The sequence below is a fragment of the Burkholderia sp. genome (assembly GCF_018375725.1).
GTDB lineage: Bacteria > Pseudomonadota > Gammaproteobacteria > Burkholderiales > Burkholderiaceae > Burkholderia.
In genome coordinates this window covers 1-20,177 of sequence record NZ_JAHACR010000045.1, presented here as the reverse complement: position 1 = coordinate 20,177, position 20,177 = coordinate 1, and the positions used below count along the sequence as shown (strand labels likewise).

Annotated in this window: 20 protein-coding genes and 3 pseudogenes; 22 read left to right on the top strand and 1 reads right to left on the bottom strand. The window is 65.7% G+C overall.

Annotated elements, in window-relative coordinates:
* The 11 genes and pseudogenes from KH616_RS08675 to asd all read left to right on the top strand — a co-directional run.
* A pseudogene (locus KH616_RS08675) lies at positions 1-348 on the top strand (phosphotransferase family protein); the annotation flags it as partial.
* Positions 349-394: 46 nt separating this feature from the next.
* Positions 395-1,159: an SDR family oxidoreductase gene (locus KH616_RS08670; RefSeq protein ID WP_292241829.1), complete on the top strand. Its 765-nt coding sequence runs from the start codon at positions 395-397 to the stop codon at positions 1,157-1,159.
* Positions 1,160-1,166: 7 nt separating this feature from the next.
* Positions 1,167-1,391, top strand: a complete 225-nt coding sequence (locus KH616_RS08665) for a hypothetical protein (RefSeq protein WP_292241826.1) — start codon at positions 1,167-1,169, stop codon at positions 1,389-1,391.
* A 24-nt stretch (positions 1,392-1,415) separates the two neighbouring features.
* A complete protein-coding gene (locus KH616_RS08660; protein WP_292241824.1) occupies positions 1,416-2,660 on the top strand; it encodes an acyl-CoA dehydrogenase family protein in 1,245 nt (414 codons plus the stop codon).
* 117 nt (positions 2,661-2,777) lie between these two features.
* Entirely contained in the window at positions 2,778-3,677 is a 900-nt protein-coding gene (locus tag KH616_RS08655; RefSeq protein ID WP_292241821.1) for a LysR family transcriptional regulator, read from the top strand.
* 213 nt (positions 3,678-3,890) lie between these two features.
* Positions 3,891-5,300 carry a 3-isopropylmalate dehydratase large subunit gene (gene leuC, locus KH616_RS08650; RefSeq protein ID WP_292241819.1) on the top strand — a complete coding sequence of 470 codons (1,410 nt, stop codon included), beginning with the start codon at positions 3,891-3,893 and terminating at the stop codon, positions 5,298-5,300.
* A gap of 45 nt (positions 5,301-5,345) precedes the next feature.
* Positions 5,346-5,447, top strand: coding sequence for an entericidin A/B family lipoprotein (locus KH616_RS08645; protein WP_292241831.1), 102 nt, complete (start codon positions 5,346-5,348; stop codon positions 5,445-5,447).
* Positions 5,448-5,514: 67 nt separating this feature from the next.
* Positions 5,515-6,165, top strand: coding sequence for a 3-isopropylmalate dehydratase small subunit (gene leuD / locus KH616_RS08640; protein ID WP_292241817.1), 651 nt, complete (start codon positions 5,515-5,517; stop codon positions 6,163-6,165).
* Positions 6,166-6,248: 83 nt separating this feature from the next.
* A complete protein-coding gene (leuB, locus tag KH616_RS08635) occupies positions 6,249-7,316 on the top strand; it encodes a 3-isopropylmalate dehydrogenase (RefSeq protein WP_292241814.1) in 1,068 nt (355 codons plus the stop codon).
* Between the two features lie 108 nt (positions 7,317-7,424).
* On the top strand, positions 7,425-7,544 hold the full coding sequence (locus tag KH616_RS08630; RefSeq protein WP_292241812.1) for a 3-isopropylmalate dehydrogenase: 120 nt from the start codon (positions 7,425-7,427) through the stop codon (positions 7,542-7,544).
* Between the two features lie 82 nt (positions 7,545-7,626).
* Positions 7,627-8,748, top strand: coding sequence for an aspartate-semialdehyde dehydrogenase (gene asd / locus KH616_RS08625; protein ID WP_292241810.1), 1,122 nt, complete (start codon positions 7,627-7,629; stop codon positions 8,746-8,748).
* A gap of 497 nt (positions 8,749-9,245) precedes the next feature.
* Here the strand turns inward: asd and KH616_RS25415 are convergent, their stop codons facing one another.
* On the bottom strand, positions 9,246-9,617 hold the full coding sequence (locus KH616_RS25415; RefSeq protein WP_366834287.1) for a hypothetical protein: 372 nt from the start codon (positions 9,615-9,617) through the stop codon (positions 9,246-9,248).
* A 234-nt stretch (positions 9,618-9,851) separates the two neighbouring features.
* Here KH616_RS25415 and KH616_RS08620 point away from each other — a divergent pair, with 234 nt between their 5' ends.
* The 11 genes and pseudogenes from KH616_RS08620 to KH616_RS08570 form a co-directional block, all read left to right on the top strand.
* Positions 9,852-11,318: a FimV/HubP family polar landmark protein gene (locus tag KH616_RS08620; RefSeq protein ID WP_366834285.1), complete on the top strand. Its 1,467-nt coding sequence runs from the start codon at positions 9,852-9,854 to the stop codon at positions 11,316-11,318.
* Positions 11,318-12,130: a tRNA pseudouridine(38-40) synthase TruA gene (gene truA, locus KH616_RS08615; protein WP_292241805.1), complete on the top strand. Its 813-nt coding sequence runs from the start codon at positions 11,318-11,320 to the stop codon at positions 12,128-12,130. Before KH616_RS08620 ends, truA begins: the two co-directional genes overlap by 1 nt.
* Positions 12,127-12,831 carry a phosphoribosylanthranilate isomerase gene (locus KH616_RS08610; protein WP_292241803.1) on the top strand — a complete coding sequence of 235 codons (705 nt, stop codon included), beginning with the start codon at positions 12,127-12,129 and terminating at the stop codon, positions 12,829-12,831. Before truA ends, KH616_RS08610 begins: the two co-directional genes overlap by 4 nt.
* 60 nt (positions 12,832-12,891) lie before the next feature.
* On the top strand, positions 12,892-14,085 hold the full coding sequence (gene trpB, locus KH616_RS08605) for a tryptophan synthase subunit beta (RefSeq protein WP_292241800.1): 1,194 nt from the start codon (positions 12,892-12,894) through the stop codon (positions 14,083-14,085).
* A gap of 10 nt (positions 14,086-14,095) precedes the next feature.
* On the top strand, positions 14,096-14,947 hold the full coding sequence (locus tag KH616_RS08600; RefSeq protein WP_292241798.1) for a site-specific DNA-methyltransferase: 852 nt from the start codon (positions 14,096-14,098) through the stop codon (positions 14,945-14,947).
* 90 nt (positions 14,948-15,037) lie between these two features.
* Positions 15,038-15,853: a tryptophan synthase subunit alpha gene (gene trpA / locus KH616_RS08595; RefSeq protein WP_292241795.1), complete on the top strand. Its 816-nt coding sequence runs from the start codon at positions 15,038-15,040 to the stop codon at positions 15,851-15,853.
* Positions 15,854-15,924: 71 nt separating this feature from the next.
* Positions 15,925-16,797 (top strand): acetyl-CoA carboxylase, carboxyltransferase subunit beta, encoded by an 873-nt coding sequence (gene accD / locus KH616_RS08590; protein WP_292241792.1) that lies wholly within the window; start codon positions 15,925-15,927, stop codon positions 16,795-16,797.
* A 101-nt stretch (positions 16,798-16,898) separates the two neighbouring features.
* A pseudogene (gene folC, locus KH616_RS08585) lies at positions 16,899-18,209 on the top strand (bifunctional tetrahydrofolate synthase/dihydrofolate synthase).
* Positions 18,210-18,234: 25 nt separating this feature from the next.
* Positions 18,235-19,080, top strand: coding sequence for an SPOR domain-containing protein (locus KH616_RS08580; RefSeq protein WP_292241790.1), 846 nt, complete (start codon positions 18,235-18,237; stop codon positions 19,078-19,080).
* A 6-nt stretch (positions 19,081-19,086) separates the two neighbouring features.
* On the top strand, positions 19,087-19,581 hold the full coding sequence (locus KH616_RS08575) for a CvpA family protein (RefSeq protein WP_292241788.1): 495 nt from the start codon (positions 19,087-19,089) through the stop codon (positions 19,579-19,581).
* Between the two features lie 57 nt (positions 19,582-19,638).
* A pseudogene (locus tag KH616_RS08570) lies at positions 19,639-20,177 on the top strand (amidophosphoribosyltransferase); the annotation flags it as partial.

Genomic DNA, 20,177 nt, shown 5'->3' with positions numbered 1-20,177 from the left:
CTGTCGACGCTTGGCAATCCGCTCGCGGATCTCGCGTATTTCTGCATGTGCCTGCGGCTGCCGTCGGACGGACATATCCCGGGGCTCGCCGGCCAGGATCGTGACGCCCTCGGCGTGCCGCAGGAAGCGCAGATCGTCGCGCGCTACTGCGCGCTGCGCGGGATCGAGCCGATCCGCGACTGGCATTTCTATCTGGCCTTCAGTTTTTTCCGGCTCGCGGCGATCGTGCAGGGCGTGAAGTCGCGCGCGCTGAAGGGCAACGCGTCGAGCGCGGCGGCGCTGCGCGTCGGCGCAATGGCGGGCCCGCTCGCCGAAGCGGCCGTGCGCGTGATCGACGCGGAACGCTAGGACTGTCTGGCGGCAGGCATCGCCCAAATACATGGAGGAGACACGCATGACAACGAATCTGTTCGACCTTTCCGGGAAGATCGCGCTCGTGACCGGCGCGAGCCGCGGGATCGGCGAGGAAATCGCGAAACTGCTCGCCGAGCAGGGCGCGTATGTGATCGTATCGAGCCGCAAGCGCGACGACTGTCAGGCGGTCGCCGACGAGATCGTCGCCGCCGGAGGCCAGGCCGAGGCGCTCGCGTGCCACGTCGGCCGGATGGAGGATATTGCCGCGACGTTCGAGCATATCCGCGGCAGGCATGGCCGCCTCGACATCCTGGTCAACAACGCGGCCGCGAATCCGTATTTCGGCCACATCCTCGATACCGATCTCGCGGCTTACGAGAAGACCGTGGAGGTCAACGTTCGCGGCTACTTCTTCATGTCGGTCGAGGCGGGCAGGATGATGAAGGCGCAGGGCGGTGGCGCGATCGTCAACACCGCGTCGGTGAACGCGCTGCAGCCGGGTGACCGACAAGGTATCTACTCGATCACGAAGGCTGCGGTCGTCAATATGACGAAGGCGTTCGCGAAGGAATGCGGGCCGTTCGGCATACGCGTCAATGCGCTGTTGCCAGGCCTCACGAAGACAAAGTTCGCGGGCGCGTTGTTCGAGGATCCGTCGATCTACAAGGAATGGATGGGAAAGATTCCGCTGCGCCGTCACGCGGAGCCGCGCGAAATGGCGGGCACCGTGCTCTATCTGGTGTCCGACGCGTCGAGCTATACGAACGGCGAATGCATCGTCGTCGACGGTGGCCTGACGATCTGAGGCGGCAATGAAGATCGACAGCGATGTCGGGCAGATCGTGATGGCCACGGGCGCGGCAAGCGTTTTCGGCGCGCTGACGGCGCGCGAACGGGCGGCGATGACCGCGCGGCGCATGCCCGGCGACCTGCGCGCCGGCGATCCCGAACGCGTTACCGCGCCGGCGTGTGCAAAGGAACAGTCATGTCTCACCGGGCAGGCCGCCGTCGTCGACGGCGGGGTCTTTGCCTGCTGATCGAACGGAATCGAGGAAACGATCATGGATTTTGCCTATACCCCGAAAGTGGAAGAGCTTCGCCGCCGCGTGCGCGCGTTCATGGACGAGCTGATCGTGCCGCGTATCCGGCAATGGCACGACGAGGTCCATGCGGGCCGTTATCCGGTGTCGTTCATGGAGGATCTGAAGGCGCGTGCGAAAGAGGCGGGACTCTGGAACCTGTTCCTGCCGCATCTGAAGGACGATGAACCCGGCACGCGCCTCACGAACCTCGAATACGCGCCGCTCGCGGAGATCATGGGCCGCGTGTCGTGGGCGTCGGAGGTGTTCAACTGCAACGCGCCGGACACGGGCAACATGGAGCTGCTGCACATGTTAGCGACGCCCGAGCAGCGCGCGCAGTGGCTCGAGCCGCTGCTGCGCGGCGAGATCCGCTCGGCGTTCGCGATGACGGAGCCGGACGTGCCGTCGTCGGACGCGACGAACATCACGACCCGCATCGAGCGCGACGGCGGCGACTATGTGATCAACGGCCGCAAGTGGTTCATCACGAATGCCGCACACCCGGACTGCAAGCTCTTCATCGTGATGGGCAAGACAAACCCGGATGCGCCATCGCACGAGCAGCAGAGCATGATCCTCGTGCCGCGCGACACGCCGGGCGTGACGGTCGTGCGCAACATCACGGTGCTCAATCATGTCGCGCCCGAAGGGCATTGCGAGATCACGTTCGACAACGTGCGCGTGCCGGCGCGCAATCTGCTCGGCGAGGAGGGCGGCGGATTCGCGCTCGCGCAGGCGCGTCTCGGGCCGGGGCGGATCCATCACTGCATGCGCTCGATCGGTGCGGCGGAACTGGCGCTGGAACTGATGCTCGACCGCGCGCAGTCGCGTCAGACGTTCGGCAAGACGCTCAACCAGCATGGCACGATCGGCGAGTGGATCGCGCGCTCGCGGATCGAAATCGAGCAGGCTCGCCTGCTCGTGCTGAAGGCGGCGTGGATGATCGACAAGGTCGGCGCGAAGGCCGCGCGCAAGGAGATCTCGATGATCAAGGCGCTCGTGCCGACCGTGCATACGAATGTCTGCGACCGCGCGATGCAGGTGTTCGGCGCGATGGGTGTCAGTCCCGACACGCCGCTTGCCGATCACTGGACCTGGGGCCGCGCGCTGCGCTATGCGGACGGCCCGGACGAAGTGCATCTGCAGGCAATCGCACGGATGGAGATCAAGGACAGCACGCCCGGCGCGACCGCGGCCTACCTGACCGTGCCGCCGCGCGCCTGATCGTCGTACCCGCCGCCGCGACGGCGGCGCGCGCGGCCCGGCGCAAATGCGAGACCGGGGCCGAGCGTAGACGCCTGGACGGTACGCGCCGTAAGATGCCGGCGAGGAGGCACCGCGATGGGCTTGTCGAAGCTGGATCTGAATCTGTTCGTCGTATTCGAGGCGATCTACAACAAACGCAACCTGACGCGCGCGGCCGAAGTGCTGAGCATTACGCAGCCGGCGGTCAGCAACGCGCTGGCCCGGCTGCGCAGAACGCTGAACGACCCGCTGTTCGTGAGCACGCCGGCCGGCATGATGCCGACGCCGATGACGGAGAACATCATCGGCCGCGTGCGCGAGGCGCTGCAGCTGCTCGACTCCAGCGTCTACGAAGGGGACGTGTTCGATCCGGCGTCGTCGGAGCGCGTATTCAGGCTGAGCATGAGCGATCTGGCCGAGGCGCTGATGTTGCCGGCGCTTGGCGAGTTGTTGCAGCGGCACGGGCCCGGCGTGAACGTGCGCAGCTACTACACGGATCGCGGCGAAGTGCCGACCGCGCTCGCCAACGGCGCCGTCGACATCGCGATCGACGCGCCGCTGATCGACGATCCGCATCTGCATCAGGCGCCGCTCATGCGTGACCGCTACGCGTGCATGATCCGTCATGACCACCCGTTCAAGGGCCATGCGCTGTCGATGACCGACTATCTCGCGATGGGTCATATCCACGTGTCGAGTCGCCGCAAGGGCAGCGGCCACGTCGATACGGAACTCGCGCGTCTCGGGCAGCGCCGCAACATCCAGATGCGCGTCCAGCACTATATGGTTGCACCGCTGATCGCGATGCGCAGCGATCTCGCGCTGACGGCGCCGCTCAGGCTGCTGCAGCGTTATCCGGCGCGCATCCTCGAACTGCCGTTCGAGGTGCCTGACCTCGAATACCACTGTTACTGGCATCGCAGTGTCGGCCAGGATCGGGGCAATCAGTGGCTGCGCGAGCAGCTGATGCGGCTGATGCGCGAGGCGGCCGACTGACTGCGGGGCGCGCCCGCGCCTGCCGCGCGATTCCGCTTTGAATCGAATCGGACAGGCGCATTTGCCGGGTAATGCCGATACAGGTATTGCCACTACCACCCAAGCTGCTGTTTTTAATGGGTTTTTTCGTCTCGGCGATGCGCCGTTGCGGCATCTGCGTGGCATAATCGATCGCATCCGCAAGGCTTGTAGTCATCACGATCCCGCATACCCATGGCACAGACTCTCTACGACAAACTGTGGAATTCCCACGTCGTCCACACCGAGGAAGACGGCACGGCGCTGCTCTATATCGATCGTCATCTGCTGCATGAAGTGACGAGCCCGCAGGCGTTCGAAGGGCTGAAGCTCGCGCATCGTCCGGTGTGGCGCATCAGCGCGAACCTGGCGGTGTCCGATCACAACGTGCCGACCACCGATCGCCGCGAAGGCATCGCCGATCCGGTCTCGAAGCTGCAGGTCGATACGCTCGATTCGAACTGCGACAGCTTCGGCATCACCCAGTTCAAGATGAACGACGTGCGTCAGGGCATCGTGCACATCATCGGGCCGGAGCAGGGCGCGACGCTGCCGGGCATGACGATCGTCTGCGGCGATTCGCACACGTCGACGCACGGCGCGTTCGGCGCGCTCGCGCACGGCATCGGCACGTCGGAAGTCGAGCACGTGCTCGCGACCCAGACGCTCCTGCAGAAAAAGAGCAAGAACATGCTGGTGAAGGTCGAGGGTCATCTGCCGCGCGGCTGCACCGCGAAGGACATCGTGCTCGCGATCATCGGCAAGATCGGCACCGCGGGTGGCACCGGCTACGCGATCGAATTCGGCGGCTCGACGATCCGCGCGCTGACGATGGAAGGCCGGATGACGGTCTGCAACATGGCGATCGAGGCGGGTGCGCGTGCCGGCATGGTCGCGGTCGACGACACGACGATCGACTACCTCAAGGGCCGTCCGTTCGTGCCGGCCGGCGCGGAATGGGATCAGGCCGTCGAATACTGGCGCCAGTTCAAGTCGGACGAGGGCGCGCAGTTCGATCGCGTCGTCGAGCTGAATGCCGCCGAGATCGTGCCGCAGGTCACGTGGGGCACGTCGCCGGAAATGGTCACGTCGATCGACGGCCGTGTGCCCGATCCCGAGCGCGAGAAAGATCCGGTCAAGCGCGATGCGATGGAGCGTGCGCTGGCTTACATGGCCCTCGAACCGAATACGCCGATCGAATCGATCAAGGTCGACAAGATCTTCATCGGATCGTGCACGAACGCGCGGATCGAGGACATCCGCGCCGCCGCATTCGTCGTGAAGAAGCTCGGTCGCCGTGTCGCGCCGAACGTGCGCCTCGCGATGATCGTGCCGGGTTCGGGTCTCGTGAAGGCGCAGGCCGAGCGCGAAGGGCTCGACAAGGTGTTCACGGAAGCGGGCTTCGAATGGCGCGAGCCGGGGTGTTCGATGTGCCTCGCGATGAATGCCGACCGTCTCGAGCCGGGTGAGCGTTGCGCGTCGACATCGAACCGCAATTTCGAAGGCCGGCAGGGGCAGGGCGGCCGCACGCACCTCGTCAGCCCGGCGATGGCGGCTGCCGCGGCCATCGAAGGCCATTTCGTCGACATTCGCAAGCTGGGGTAACACGTGACGGCAAAGAACATCGTGCGCCTGGCCGCCGCGCTGGCCATGACGGGCGCCCTTTTCAGCCTGGCGGGCTGCAACACGGTCGCGGGCTTCGGCCAGGACGTCAGTGCAGCGGGCAACGCACTCAAGCGCGCGGCCGATTAACCGGGCTACCGCGCCTTTGTCGATGGGCGCCGGCAGCCTGCCCGCCCTTCAACCGGACAGACGGATCATGGAAAAATTCATTGTGCATACCGGCGTCGTGGCGCCGCTCGATCGCGAGAACGTCGACACGGACGCGATCATCCCGAAGCAGTTCCTGAAGTCGATCAAGCGCACCGGCTTCGGCCCGAACGCGTTCGACGAATGGCGTTACCTCGATCATGGCGAGCCGGGCCAGGACAACTCGAAGCGTCCGCTGAATCCGGATTTCGTGCTGAACCAGCCGCGCTACCAGGGCGCATCGATCCTGCTCGCGCGCAAGAACTTCGGCTGCGGCAGCTCGCGCGAGCATGCGCCGTGGGCGCTCCAGCAGTACGGCTTTCGCGCGCTGATCGCGCCGAGCTTTGCCGACATCTTCTACAACAACTGCTTCAAGAACGGCCTGCTGCCGATCGTGCTGACCGAGCAGCAGGTCGATCACCTGTTCAACGAGACGCATGCGTTCAACGGCTATCAACTGACGATCGACCTGAACGATCAGGTCGTGCGGGCGCCGGACGGCCGCGAATATCCGTTCGAGGTTGCGGCCTTCCGCAAGTACTGTCTGCTGAACGGCTTCGACGACATCGGGCTGACGCTGCGTCACGCGGACAAGATCCGCGAATTCGAGGCCGAGCGCCTCGCGAAGCAGCCGTGGCTCGACAACAAGCTGGTCGGCTGAACACGCCGCGCCATGCGGATGCGTGCTCGCGCGGCATGCATCCACGGTCCAGAATTCACTCCTTACCCAGTCAGGAATAACGCATGAAGATTGCAGTGCTGCCGGGCGACGGCATCGGTCCGGAAATCGTCAAGGAAGCGGTGAAGGTGCTGAACGCACTCGGAGAATCGTTCGAACTCGAAGAGGCGCCGGTCGGCGGCGCCGGCTACGAGGCGAGCGGTCATCCGTTGCCCGATGCGACGCTCAAGCTCGCGAAGGAAGCGGACGCGATCCTGTTCGGCGCGGTCGGCGACTGGAAGTACGACTCGCTGGAGCGCGCGCTGCGTCCCGAGCAGGCGATTCTCGGCCTGCGCAAGCATCTCGAACTGTTCGCGAACTTCCGCCCGGCGATCTGCTATTCGCAGCTCGTCGACGCATCGCCGCTGAAGCCGGAACTGATCGCGGGTCTCGACATCCTGATCGTGCGCGAACTGAACGGCGACATTTACTTCGGCCAGCCGCGCGGCATCCGGCAGGCGCCGGACGGTCCGTTCGCCGGTGCGCGCGAGGGCTTCGACACGATGCGCTATTCGGAACCGGAAGTGCGCCGCATCGCGCACGTCGCGTTCCAGGCTGCGCAAAAGCGCGGCAGGAAATTGCTGTCGGTCGACAAGTCGAACGTGCTCGAAACATCGCAGTTCTGGCGCGACATCATGATCGACGTGTCGAAGGCGTATGCAGATGTCGAGCTGTCGCACATGTATGTCGACAACGCGGCCATGCAGCTTGCGAAGGCGCCGAAGCAATTCGACGTGATCGTGACCGGCAACATGTTCGGCGACATCCTGTCCGACGAGGCATCGATGCTGACCGGCTCGATCGGCATGCTGCCGTCCGCATCGCTGGACAAGAACAACAAGGGTCTGTACGAGCCGTCGCATGGCTCGGCGCCGGATATCGCCGGCAAGGGCATCGCCAACCCGCTGGCCACGATTCTTTCGGCCGCGATGATGCTGCGCTACTCGCTGAATCGCGCCGAACAGGCCGACCGCATCGAGGCGGCCGTGAAAAAAGTGCTCGAGCAGGGCTATCGCACGGGCGACATCGCGACGCCGGGCTGCAAGCAGGTCGGGACGGCGGCGATGGGCGACGCGGTGGTCGCGGCGCTGTAAGGCCTCAGTAAAGGGCGCGAACGCGATGCAGGCCAGCCCCGTTTGCGCCCGGTCGGCCGTACCGATTTTGCCGTTGTGCGGCCAACCAGCTTTGTGTAGACTCAAACGATGGCGCTGATTTCCCTGATCTCCCCGGTCTTGAAACTCCACGGCAACACTGCCCGTGCGGGTATGCGCGCCATCGTCATCACGAAAACCATTACCACGAAAACGATCATTAAACGCTGATCGTCCGTCGTGCCCGCCTGTTTCCCCGCGCGGTCACGCCGGGGGCGGAAATGGCGGGGAAGCTCCAGTCAAAGGGTTAGTCATGAACGTAGGTCTCGTAGGTTGGCGCGGCATGGTCGGCAGCGTCCTGATGCAGCGCATGCAGGAAGAGGGCGATTTCGACCTGATCGAACCGGTGTTTTTCAGCACCAGCAACACGGGCGGCAAGGCGCCGTCGTTCGCGAAAAACGAGACCACGCTCAAGGACGCGACCAACGTCGACGAGCTGAAGAAGTGCGACGTCATCATCACCTGCCAGGGCGGCGACTACACGAACGAAGTGTTCCCGAAGCTGCGCGCGGCCGGCTGGAACGGTTACTGGATCGATGCGGCATCGTCGCTGCGGATGAACGATGACGCGGTCATCATCCTCGACCCGGTCAACCTCGACGTGATCAAGGATGCGCTCGTCAAGGGCACGAAGAACTTCGTCGGCGGCAACTGCACGGTCAGCCTGATGCTGATGGCGCTCGGCGGCCTGTTCCGCGAGAACCTGGTCGACTGGATGACGGCGATGACCTACCAGGCCGCATCGGGCGCGGGCGCGCAGAACATGCGCGAACTGCTCGCGCAGATGGGCACGCTGAATGCCGCGGTGAAGGAACAGCTCGCCGATCCGGCGTCGGCGATCCTCGACATTGACCGCCGCGTGCTGGCCGCGATGAACAGCGATTCGATGCCGACCAGCCACTTCGGCGTGCCGCTCGCGGGTTCGCTGATTCCGTGGATCGACAAGGATCTTGGCAACGGCATGTCGAAGGAAGAGTGGAAGGGCGGCGCGGAAACCAACAAGATTCTCGGCAAGCCGGCAATGGGCGAGCCGGGCTCGATCCCCGTCGACGGCCTGTGCGTGCGGATCGGCGCGATGCGTTGCCATTCGCAGGCGCTGACGATCAAGCTGAAGAAGGATGTGCCGCTCGACGAGATCAACGGCATCCTCGCTTCGTCGAACGACTGGGTGAAGGTCGTGCCGAACGAACGCGAAGCATCGATGCACGATCTGTCGCCGGCGAAGGTGACGGGCACGCTGACGGTGCCGGTCGGCCGCCTGCGCAAGCTGGCGATGGGCGGCGAATATCTATCGGCGTTCACGGTCGGCGATCAGCTGCTGTGGGGTGCGGCTGAGCCGCTGCGCCGCATGCTGCGCATCCTGCTCGACAAGTAAGCAAGCGCGCGGACGCCGGGCCGGCAACGCTCGACGCTGCGTGACCTTGGGTCGGCGAGGCGGGAGCGAAAGGCCAGTGCCTGTTGCGCATGACCGCCGACCTGGTGCCCAAAACGTGAAAGCCCCGAGCCGCTGATGCGGCCGGGGCTTTCTTGCATCGATTCCTTTGGCACGAGGAGTGAATGCGACGCGGAGTCTATGTCAGAGCATTCGTTCCTGTCGGGAGTCTGTCGTAGGGAATTTCGTTAATTGCTTGCTTAATATTGGCAAATTACGTGGTTCGACGCCCGGCTGATGTGCGGCCGACGGCGGTAGGGAGGCGCGCGGCAGCTCGCGTGGGAAGGGGAGTGTCGACGTCCGGGTGCGAGGGCGGGAAGCGGGAAAGGGCGCCGCACCTGTCCGGCGGCCCGTCGTTCGCCGATGAATTCGGCCGGAATCGGGTCTCGTGAAGTAAACTACGCGGTTACGACGCGCAGACAGACCAAAAGCGTCGCGTTTTACGCGACGCTTTTGCATTTTTGCGACGATTTTTGCATCTTTCCAAACGCGAATCCGAGCCGCGCATCTGTGCGGCGATAGAGCCAACGATGTCCCGAATTTCTACGTTTCCGCGTCAGTCGCGCCCGTCGCTTGCGGTTCGCGGCGCACTGGCAGTCATTGTCCTGGGCGCTGCCGCATCGGTTTGGGCAGTCGGCGCAGGCGAGACCGCGGCAGCCGCCGAGCCAGCCGCGCCACTCGCCATCACGGTCCGGCCAGGCCAGTCCCTCAACGACATCGCCTTCGCGGTCACGCAGTCGCGCGATCCGGTCGTTCTCGCGCGGGTCGGGCGAGCGCTGTTTGACGCCAATCCGCAAGCGTTCATGAAGCATGATCCGAGCCGCCTGAGGCTCGGGGCGACGCTGACGGTGCCGCCGATCGCTGCGTCGGGGGCGGTGCACGCGCAACACGCAGCGGCCGGAACAACGGCGGCTTTGGGTGGTGCGGCGTCTGCGGCGCATGCCGGGTCGTCGGTGCATCCGGCGTCGGCAGCGTCTACCTCGGCCTCCGTTTCGACGTCGGTGCCGGCAGCGCATGCCTCATCGGCAAGCGATGCGAATGCGGCGATGACCGCCGGCGCTTCGGCGCAGGCTGGCGCTTCCGCCGCAAACGGCAACCAGCCGGCCTCGCCGTCGACCGGGGCGAGCGGTCCGCATGTATGGAGCGGCGCGATCCAGCCCGGGCCGGCCTCTGCAAGCGATGCAGTTGCGCCGTCGATGCCGGGCAGCATGACGGCCGTCGAGCCGTCCGCCGCCGTTGGCGCGCACGCCGCGCCGGCCCGGCCAGCATCGCAGCCGCGGCCATCCAGCCTGCAGCAGCTGCTGGCGCTGAAGAATCGCGTGTTGATGGAACTGCAGAAGCACGGGATCGGAAAGCCCGCTGCGACCGATCGCACCGCAGCGGATATCGGCAGCGCGCAGACAGCGACGCTGTCTCGGCCGGCCGCGAATGAGGCGGGCGCGTCGGCCAGCGCGGCCACGGCGACCAGCGATATCGCAAGTGCGGTTCAGCCGACGACTGCGCCCGCGCGTCCGGCTGCGCCGGCCACCGAGCCATCCTGGCCGGTCGATGTCGCGCGGATCGATTGGCGTGCCGCGTCCGCGATTGGCGCGGCACTCGTCGCGCTGTTGGCGGGTTTCGTGTGGCGCAAGCGCCGGAACGCCCGGCGCGCAGGCGATGAATTTTCGGTTGAGCGTGACGTGACAGCCGCGGCGGACAACGGCGAAGCGGGGCGCCCCGCTTCGCAGGCGCCGCTGCCGCAGCCCGAGACGCCGCTCGCGCGCGACACGGCTGCCGGTGTTCATGCGACCGTTGCAGGCGCGGCTGCCGCAATGGCCACCGCAGCTGCGGCCGCGGGCGCCGATGAGTCGGAGCGGAGCGGGGCGCCGGAACCCGTGGCCGACGCGCCGTCCCGCGCGGACGTCGTTGCGGATGCCAAATCGGACGAGTCCGTCATGCCGGCCGAGGTCGCTCAGCAGAACGTCTATCTGCAGAATGCGATCGTCGCGCTCGACAGCCTCGATCTGCCGTTGCCGCCGCGGACGTCGCTCGGATCATCGGCGACGCAGCACGCATCGCCGGAATCGGCAGGCCTTTTATCTGGCGACAAAAAAGCAACTAACGGTCAAGTCACTTCGCATCCGCCAGTTGCGGGTGGCGAGACGCCTGCAATGTATTCCGCAGAGCAAGAAAACGACCTGATCGAGGATGTTGAAACGTCGCCGCTCGCCGGCCAAAACGCGGCGGCCGCCACCGAATTCGTCCGCCCGCCGCTTGGCGCGGCCCAATTCGGTGCGCTGAAACTCGATTTCGATCTCGATCTGCCGGCCGCGCCGAGCGCCGTGTTGCCCGCGTTCACACCGGACGAGCTGGCGCGCATCGCGCGCAACAAGCTCGACCTCGCGGGGGAATACATCGAACTGGGCGACCTGTCAGGTGCGCGGACGCTGCTGCAGGAAGTGGTCGAATCGAACGATGCGGCGACGCGTGACGACGCGCGCGCGCTGCTCACGAAACTGGCGGACGAGTCGTGATGCGGATTGCGCTCGGCATTCAATACGATGGCGCGGCGTTTTGCGGCTGGCAATCGCAGCCGCACGGCAAGACCGTCCAGGACGCGCTCGAGCGCGCACTGGCCGAATTTGCCCAGACACGGCTGCACACGACGGTCGCCGGCCGCACCGATACCGGCGTGCATGGGCTGGGCCAGGTCGTGCATTTCGACACGGCGCTGGATCGCGCCGACTTCTCCTGGGTGCGCGGCACCAACGCGTTCCTGCCGTCGACGGTCGCGGTGCAGTGGGCCAAGCCGATGCCGGACGCCTTTCATGCGCGTTTCTCGGCATTCGAGCGAACCTATTACTACGCCCTGTATGTGCATCCGGTGCGCTCGCCGATGCTGGCCAGCCGGGCCGGCTGGATCCATACGCCGCTCGACGACGACGCGATGCGCGAAGCGGCTGCGCACCTGATCGGCGAGCACGATTTCTCCGCCTTCCGCTCGTCGGAATGCCAGTCGAAAACGCCGGTCAAACACCTGTATCAAATCGATATCCGGCGTGCCGGCGACTTCATCCATTTCCGCTTCCGGGCCAACGCGTTCCTGCATCACATGGTGCGCAACCTGATGGGCTGCCTCGTGGCGGTCGGGCGCGGCCGCTATCCCGCCGCGTGGATCGCGGACGTGCTGGCCGGGCGCGACCGCAACCGCGCGGCGCCGACATTCATGGCCGACGGGCTGTATCTCGCTCACGTCGGCTATCCGGCGGAATTCGCCGTCCCGCCCGCGCAACTCGGCAGCGTGCCGTGGAGTGGCGTATGGGCCGATCTGGACCGACAAACATGACCGACAAAGCCCTTTCTTCGACGCCGGCGCCCGATGCGACGGCATTGCCGCCGCGCACGCGCATCAAGCTGTGCGGCCTGTCGCGCCCCGAGGACGTCGAGCATGCGGCGGCCCTCGGTGCGGATGCGATCGGCCTGGTTTTCTACCCGAAAAGCCCTCGCGCGGTGACGGTCGCGCAGGCGGCCGAACTGGCGCGCGCCGTGCCGCCGTTCGTGTCGGTCGTCGGGCTGTTCGTGAACGCGACCGCCGAGGAAATCGAAGCGGTGGTTCGCGAGGTGCCGCTGACGCTGCTGCAATTCCACGGCGACGAGACGCCCGCGCAGTGCGAAGCGCTCGGCCGGGCCGCGCGCCTGCCGTGGCTGCGAGCGGTGCGCGTGGGCCCCTCGACGCAATCGGCCGATTTGGTAGAATCGGCACTTCAATATTCGAAAGCGCGCGGTCTCCTGTTCGACACCCTTGTGCCGGACTATGGCGGCAGCGGCAAGGTCTTCGATTGGTCACTTATTCCTGCAGAGCTCGCGCGTCGGGCCGTTTTGAGTGGTGGGTTGAACGCGCAAAACGTCGGTGACGCGATCCGTCAGCTGCGTCCGTTTGCTGTCGATGTCTCGAGTGGCATCGAAGTGCCGGGCGCAAAGGGCGTGAAGGATCACGCCCGGATGGCGGCGTTCGTGCGCGCAGTGCGCGCGGCGGACGCCGGGTGATGCATACCGGTGCGCGGCGTCCCGAGCGGGAACGCGCACCGGCCGATCGAGAGTGACACCATGTACAACCTTCCTGACGACCGCGGCCATTTCGGCCCTTACGGCGGCACATTCGTCGCCGAGACCCTGGTTCATGCGCTGGACGAGCTGCGCACCGCTTACGCGACATTCCAGAACGACCCTGATTTCGTCGCGGAATTCGAGCGCGAGCTGAAGCATTTCGTCGGCCGTCCGTCGCCGATCTATCACGCGCAGCGCTGGAGCGACACGCTCGGCGGCGCACAGATCTACCTGAAGCGCGAGGACCTGAATCACACCGGCGCGCACAAGATCAACAACGTGATCGGCCAGGCGCTGCTCGCGAAGCGGATGGGCAAGCGCCGCGTGATCGCCGAAACGGGCGCGGGCCAGCACGGCGTCGCGACCGCGACGATCTGCGCGCGCTTCGGGATGGAGTGCGTCGTCTACATGGGCGCCGAGGACGTGCGTCGCCAGGCGGCCAACGTCTACCGGATGAAGCTGCTCGGCGCGACGGTCGTGCCGGTCGAGTCCGGCTCGCGCACGCTGAAGGATGCGCTGAACGAAGCGATGCGCGACTGGGTCACGAACATCGAAAACACGTTCTACATCATCGGCACGGTCGCGGGCCCGCATCCGTATCCGATGATGGTGCGCGACTTCCAGCGCGTGATCGGTGACGAGTGCAAGGTGCAGATGACGGAACTGGCCGGTCGTCAGCCCGACGCGGTGATCGCATGCGTCGGCGGCGGCTCGAATGCGATGGGGATCTTCTATCCGTACATCGAAGATGCGTCGGTCAAGCTGATCGGCGTCGAGGCGGCGGGCGACGGCCTGGATTCCGGCCATCACGCGGCGTCGCTGATCGCCGGCAGCCCGGGCGTGCTGCACGGCAACCGGACCTACCTGCTGCAGGACGAGAACGGCCAGATCATCGAGACGCACTCGGTATCGGCGGGCCTCGACTATCCGGGCGTCGGCCCCGAGCACGCGTGGCTGAAGGACAGCGGCCGCGCGGAATACGTCGGCATCACCGACGAGGAAGCGCTGAAGGCGTTCCACGACTGCTGCCGGATCGAGGGGATCATCCCGGCGCTCGAATCGAGCCACGCGATCGCGTATGCGGTCAAGCTCGCGCCGACGCTGCCGAAGGACAAAATCCTGCTCGTCAACCTGTCGGGCCGCGGCGACAAGGACATGCACACGGTCGCCGAGCGATCGGGCATCGCGCTCTGACAGTCCGCCGATGCGCACTCTGATCGAAGAGCTGGCGGGCGGCACCGCGGGCGAAGCGGAAGTGGCGGAAATTGCCGTCGCCGCGCCCCGCGTGCTGCCTGCGGGTATCGAACTGCACAACCGCGATTTCCTGAGCGATGCCGCGAACCTGCCGGACGCGTCGATCGACCTGATCGTCGCCGATCCGCCCTACGGGCTCGGCAAGGATTACGGCAACGATTCGGACAAGCGCTCGGGCGACGATCATCTCGCCTGGACGCGCGAATGGCTCGAGCTCGCGATTCCGAAGCTCAAGCCGAGCGGGTCGATGTACGTGTTCTGCACGTGGCAGTATGCGCCGGAGATCTTCAGCTTTCTGAAAACGAGGCTGACGATGGTCAACGAGATCATCTGGGATCGCCGCGTGCCGAGCATGGGCGGTACGACGCGCCGCTTCACGTCGGTGCATGACAACATCGGCTTTTTCGCGGTGTCGAAAGCGTATTACTTCGATCTCGATCCGGTGCGCATCCCGTACGACGCCGAAACGAAGAAGGCCCGCTCCCGCAAGCTGTTCGAAGGCAGCAAGTGGCTCGAGATGGGTTACAACCCGAAGGACGTCTGGTCGGTTTCGCGCCTGCATCGGCAGCATGCCGAGCGCGTCGATCATCCGACCCAGAAGCCGCTCGAGATCATCGAGCGGATGGTGCTCGCGAGCTGCCCGCCGGGCGGCCGCGTGCTCGATCCGTTCATGGGCAGCGGTACGACCGCGGTGGCCTGTGCGCGGCAGGGGCGCGACTTCGTCGGCTATGAGATCAATGAAAGTTATTGCGCGATCGCGCACGAGCGCGTGACTGCGCTCGCCGCGCAGGCGTGTGCCTGACATCCGGGCCGCCCGATCGCGAACCAATCTATGCATGGACCCGGAGCAGGCGCTAAAGCGCCAACACCGGATCGACACAGGAAAATTGCCATGTCCCGTATCCAGCAGACCTTCGCAGCACTCGCCGAGCAAGGCCGCAAGGGCCTGATCCCGTTCATCACCGCAGGCGATCCCGATCCTGCCAGGACCGTCGATTTCATGCACGCGCTTGCCGAGGGCGGCGCGGACGTGATCGAGCTCGGTGTGCCGTTCTCCGATCCGATGGCGGACGGCCCCGTGATCCAGCGTTCGTCGGAGCGCGCGCTCGCGCGCGGCGTGACGCTCAGGAGCGTGCTCGCCGACGTGAAGCGCTTCCGCGAGCGCGATGCGAAAACCCCCGTCGTGCTGATGGGCTATGCGAATCCGATCGAGCGAATGGGCGTCGATACGTTTGCCGCGGAAGCGAAGGCGGCAGGCATCGACGGCGTGCTGGTCGTCGATTACCCGCCGGAGGAAGCGACGGTTTTCACCGAGAAGATGCGTGCCGCGCAGATCGATCCGATCTTCCTGCTTGCGCCGACGTCGACCGACGAGCGCATCGCCGAAGTCGGCAAGATGGCGAGCGGCTACGTGTATTACGTGTCGCTCAAGGGTGTGACCGGCGCCGGAAATCTGGATGTTTCGAACATTGCAGGTAAAATCCCGGCCATCAAGTCGCGTGTGCCGGTTCCGGTCGGCGTCGGCTTCGGCATCCGCGATGCGCAAACGGCGCGTGCGGTGTCCGAGGTGTCGGACGCGGTCGTGATCGGCAGCCGTCTCGTGCAGCTTCTCGAGGAGGCCGCGCCGGACGACGCCGTTGCCGCGCTCAAGGCATTCATCGCCGAGCTGCGCGCCGCGCTGGACGGCGCAGGCAAGACGGCCGCATAAACGCAATCAATTAGATGATGGAGCGGGCCCGGGCGCATGCCCCGGTCCGCCAAGGAACAGGAATTCATACGATGAGCTGGCTCGACAAACTGTTGCCGCCGAAGATCAAGCAGACCGACCCGAAAAGCCGCAAGGGCATTCCGGAAGGCCTGTGGATCAAGTGCCCGTCCTGCGAGGCCGTGCTGTATCGCAACGACGTGGACGCGAACCTGCACGTCTGCCCGAAGTGCGATCACCACATGCGGATCGGCGCGCGCGAGCGTCTCGACGGGCTGCTCGATCCGGAAGGCCGTTACGAGATCGGCCAGGAAATCCTGCCGGTCGATACGCTGAAGTTCAAGGACAGCCGCAAGTATCCCGATCGTCTGAAGGAAGCGATGGAAGACACGGGCGAAACCGACGCGATGGTCGTGATGGGCGGGGCGATCCATACGCTGCCGGTCGTTGCCGCGTGCTTCGAGTTCTCGTTCATGGGCGGCTCGATGGGTTCGGTCGTCGGCGAGCGTTTCGTGCGCGGCGCGCAGAACGCGCTCGAGCAGCAGGTGCCGTTCATCTGCTTTACCGCTTCGGGCGGCGCGCGGATGCAGGAAAGCCTGCTGTCGCTGATGCAGATGGCGAAGACCACCGCGATGCTGACCAAGCTGTCCGAGGCGAAGCTGCCGTTTATCTCGGTGCTGACCGATCCGACGATGGGCGGCGTGTCGGCCAGTTTCGCATTCCTCGGCGACGTCGTGATTGCCGAGCCGAAGGCGCTGATCGGCTTCGCCGGCCCGCGCGTGATCGAGCAGACCGTGCGCGAGAAACTGCCGGAAGGCTTCCAGCGCGCCGAATTCCTGGTGAAGACGGGCGCGGTCGACATGATCGTCGATCGTCGCAAGATGCGCGACGAAATCGCGCAGTTGCTCGCGCTGCTGCAGCGTCAGCCGGCCGACGCGCTGGCCTGATTCCGCGTCGGGCGCGTCTGTCGCTTGCGCGCTGCTTGGCCCGGTTGCCAAGCGGCGCGCTTCGTTTTTCGGCGTAGGGTTTCGATTCACGATTTGATCCGATGAGCACTTTTCCCACTCTCGACGCGTGGCTCTCTCACCTGGAGCGCGCGCACCCGGTCGGCATCGACATGGGCCTGGCCCGCATCGGCCAGGTCAAGGCGGCGCTGAACCTCGAATTCGCGTGCCCGGTCATCACGGTCGGCGGCACCAACGGCAAGGGCTCGACCTGTGCCTTCCTCGAAACGATCCTCGTGCGCGCGGGCTACAAGGTCGGCTGACACACTTCGCCGCACCTGCTCACGTTCAACGAGCGGGCGCGGGTGAATGGCGAGGCCGTCGCGGACGACGCGCTGCTGCCGCACTTCGAGGCGGTCGAGGCCGCCCGCACGTCGCTGCCGGAGCCGGTCTCGCTGACCTACTTCGAGTTCACGACGCTGGCGATCCTGCATCTGTTCGCTTCGCGCGGGCTCGATGCGGTGATACTCGAGGTCGGTCTCGGCGGCCGGCTCGACGCGGTCAACATCGTCGATACCGATTGCGCGATCGTCACGAGCATCGACATCGACCATACCGAATACCTTGGCGACACACGCGAGCAGATCGCGTTCGAGAAGGCCGGGATCTTCCGGCCGGGCAAGCCGGCGATCTGCGGCGACCCGGCCGCGCCGCAGACGCTGATCGACCATGCGGAAGCGATCGGCGCCGACCTGTGGCTCGTCGGGCGTGACTTCCGCTACGCGCCGCAGCCGGACGCGGAGCGTCAGCAGTGGAGCTACATCGGCCGCGAAAAGCGCTATCCGTCTCTCGCGTATCCGGCGTTGCGCGGCGCGAATCAGCTGATCAATGCGTCGGCGGCGCTCGCCGCACTCGAGGCGTTGCGCGAGCGGCTGCCGGTGTCGGCGCAGGACATCCGCCTCGGGCTCGCGAACGTCGAGCTGCCGGGCCGCTTCCAGGTGCTGCCGGGCAAGCCGGCGATCGTGCTCGACGTCGCGCACAATCCGCATGCGGCCGCCGTGCTTGCGCAGAACCTCGGCAACATGGGCTTTTTCCCGTATACGTATGCGGTGTTCGGCGCCATGCACGACAAGGACATCGAGGGCGTGCTGCAGCATCTGAAAGGCGAGATCGACCACTGGTGCGTGACCGATCTGCCGTTGCCGCGGGCGGCCAGCGCGGTTCAGCTGGAGGCCGCGCTGCGCAAGGCGGGCGTCGAGGACGACGCGGACAGCAGCGTGACCCGGTTCGCGTCGCCGGCCGAGGCATTCCGCAATGCGTTAGAAAGAGCGTCGGAGAATGATAGAATTATCGTTTTCGGCAGTTTCCATACGGTGGCCGGCGTGATGGCCTATCGTAAATCGCAGCAACACTGACGGGCAGATTCGGACTCAGCCATTCATGGGAATTTTCTCGTTCGGCAAAAAAGACGACGACGCGCCCCCGCGGCGCGGCGCTCGCACCGGGACGACCCGGAATGTTCGCACCGAACGCGTCGAGCGGCGCTCGCGCCGCACCGAGCGTCCGGAAAGCGACGCGCTTCTCCTCGATCCGACCCTTCCAGAAAAGCAACGCGCCCGCCGCCGCCTCGTCGGCGCGATCGCGCTTGTGGTGGCCGCGGTCATCGTGCTGCCGCTGGTGCTCGACTCGCACCCGAAGCCGGTGACCGACGACATCTCGATCGATATCCCGAGCCGGCCGGCGCGGCAGACTGCCGCAGTGCGCGAGGACGACGCGTCCGACGTGCAGGCGGCCGTCGCGCACGACGAGCCGCCCGCGTCCGGTACGATGGCCGCCGCGCCTGCACCCGCAGCGAAGCATGCCGTCAAGGGCGCCGCCATGCCGGCGTCGAATTCCGACACGACTACCGCAAGCATTGCACCGCAGCCGGCGCCGAAGCCGGCCGCATCGGCTGCGCCGGCCGCCTCGGCCAAGTTTGCGACACCGAAGCCCGCCGCACCGAAGTCCACGGACGTCGCCAATGCCGACACGGACGGCGGCGACGTGGCGACCCCGTCGTCGCCCGCCGGTGCGCGCTTCGCGGTGCAGCTCGGTTCGTTCAAGGACGACGCGACGGCCCGATCCTGGGCGGAACAGTTGAAATCGGCGGGCGTGCCCGCATATGTCGAGCATCGCAAGCAGGCCGACGGCACCACCGCGGCCCAGTTGCGGGCCGGTCCGTTCGCGGATCGCGCGGCGGCGTCCGCCGCGATCGCGAAGGTGCGTGAAGCAGGGTTGAGCCAATAACGCACGATGCTGACTGCTTTCGACTACGCTGTATTGGCGGTGATTGTGTTGTCGGCGTTGCGCGGTGCGTGGCGCGGCTTCGTATCGGAGGTTTTCGGATTGATCGGCTGGATCGCGGCGATCGCGATCGCGAGCCGCTACGTCGGATATGTAGTGCCGTACATCCCGGTGAACTGGCCGGGCGGCACATTGACGCAGTGGGTGCTCTCGTTCGGATTGGTCGTGATCGGCGTGGTGTTCGTCGCCGGTGTTGCGAACGCGCTGTTGTCGCGGGTCGCGCAGGTCACGGGCCTTGGCGGTATCGATCGATCGCTGGGCATGATGTTCGGATTGGTGCGCGGTGCGGTGGTGGTGGTATTGCTGGTCGCCGCAGCCGGATTGACCGAGCTGCCCAAACAGGAATTCTGGCGCAATGCGCTTTTACGTCCGATTGCCGAGCAGGGCGTGCATGAGCTGAAATCGCTCCTGCCTGACGGCATGGCCCAGTACGTACACGTCTGATCTGACGGGGCGGCCGGGCAGGATGGAACCGTTTTTGTATCCTTGAAGGACCATGCCATGTGCGGCATCGTAGGTGTTATCTCCCATTCCCCGGTCAATCAGCTGATCTATGACAGCCTGCTGCTGCTGCAGCATCGCGGTCAGGACGCAGCGGGCATCGCAACGGCGGACGGCAGCAATTTCCATATGTACAAGGCAAACGGCATGGTCCGCGACGTGTTCCGCACGCGCAACATGCGCAGTCTGCCGGGTACGGCCGGGATCGGCCAGGTGCGTTATCCGACGGCCGGCTCCGCGTCGAGCGAGGCCGAAGCGCAGCCGTTCTACGTGAACGCGCCGTTCGGTATCGTCCTCGCGCACAACGGCAACCTGACGAACTGGAAGCAGCTGAAGGACGAGATGTTCCGGAACGATCGCCGGCACATCAACACCAATTCCGACAGCGAGGTACTGCTCAACGTGCTCGCGCACGAGCTGCAACTGTCGACGACGGGCCTGGATCTCGACCCGGCCGCGCTGTTCAAGGCGGTCGCCGGCGTCCATCGCCGCGTGCATGGTTCGTACGCGATCGTGTCGCTGATCGCCGGTTACGGACT